General features: G+C 64.3%; 1 protein-coding gene and 1 pseudogene. Both read right to left on the bottom strand.

Annotated features, from left to right (window positions below; translation table 11 throughout):
• Positions 1-109: pseudogene (locus tag ACOZKU_RS27760) on the bottom strand (EamA/RhaT family transporter); the annotation flags it as partial.
• A gap of 61 nt (positions 110-170) precedes the next feature.
• Positions 171-1,109 (bottom strand): dihydrodipicolinate synthase family protein, encoded by a 939-nt coding sequence (locus ACOZKU_RS27755; RefSeq protein ID WP_421581611.1) that lies wholly within the window; start codon positions 1,107-1,109, stop codon positions 171-173.
• Positions 1,110-1,336 lie beyond the last annotated feature (227 nt).

Here is a 1,336-nt window from a genome sequence, read left to right as displayed (position 1 = left end):
GGATCGTCTCGACGCCGATCTTGATGAAGGTATAGGACGAACCCCACAGGGTCGACAGAAGCAGCAACAGGCACAAGTCGGTCGTGCGATTTGTCGGCTCAGATGTCATTCCACCGTTCCTTGCCATCTATCCGCACATCCTAGCGGTCACGGATCGAAAATACTTCGATCTAGGCCGAAGCGTGGCTTGATGTATCCGCGGCATGCGCTGCCTCTGCCACGCCTTTGAGGTTTTGGAGCGCGGCCTCCACCCGCAGGATATCAGCCGCTTTCAAGGGCAGGACCGGCCGTGGGGGCGTGGCGCGGCAGAGGCCAAGCAGATCGGCAATGGCATACATGACGCGAAAACTGCCGAATTCCTTGAACAGGCTCCAGAGGGGCTGGAAGCCTTGGTCGAGCCGTTCTGTTTCGGTCCGGTCGCCGGCCAGCGCCGCTCGGGTCAGCGACAGGGCCTCGGCCGGCAGCAGGCCGGCGACGACACTGTACCAGGCATCGCCGCCCGAAAGCAGCGAATCCGCCGCGCCCCAATCACCGCTGTAGCCGATGGAAAAGCCGGCCGGCGTCATGGCGCGCAAGCGGGCGAGCTCGTCGCGGAAATCGCGGTCCGCAGGTAGCGGCATCTTGATCGCGGCGATGTTGTCCACCTTCGCGAGTTGCGCGATCAGGCTGTCGCTGAAAGCGAAACGGGTCGTACCGGGATTGTTGTAAATGCAAAGCGGCAGGCCGCCCGCCGACGCCACAGACGCCATGTGCCGGAAAACCTCTTCCTCGGTCAGCGGCGTATAGGACATCGGCGCGAGCAGCAGGCCATCGGCCCCGGCTGCCTTCGCATCGCGGGCGAGCGCCTCGGCCTCATCCGTGCGCAGTGCGCCGACGCCGACGATGACCGGAATTTTACCGCCGACGCTCTCCATCGCCGCCTCCACAGCGCGCCGCCGTTCATCGCGTGACAGATAGGCATAACCGCCGGTGCTGCCGAGCAGACCGATGGAAGAGGCGCCGGCACGTGCAATGCGCTCCAGCAAACGGGCAAGTGCTGCGGTATCGACGCGGCCCGCCGCATCCGTCGGGGTGATGGAAAAGGCCGAAAGGCCGTTGAAGAGTGTCATCGTCGTGCTTCTTCCCGTTCGAGGTCGGCGTCGCCATCTCGACCCATACCGATGCGTCTGGCGGATCAGAAGCGCCAGTTTTGAACGGAAACCCTGGGCCAGTCATCAACCGTTTCGCTGGGCACTATCGCGGCAAGGTTTTGGCGAGCAGCCGGACGCCGTCCGGAATGTTCCGCGCCGGCATCGAGGCGTAACCGAAGACGAAGCCGGCGCGGCGCTCCGTCGCC

This window comes from Shinella sp. M31 (assembly GCF_049199205.1).
GTDB lineage: Bacteria > Pseudomonadota > Alphaproteobacteria > Rhizobiales > Rhizobiaceae > Shinella.
Note: the sequence above shows the minus strand (reverse complement) of the source record. Positions and strands in the feature narration are given on the sequence as shown.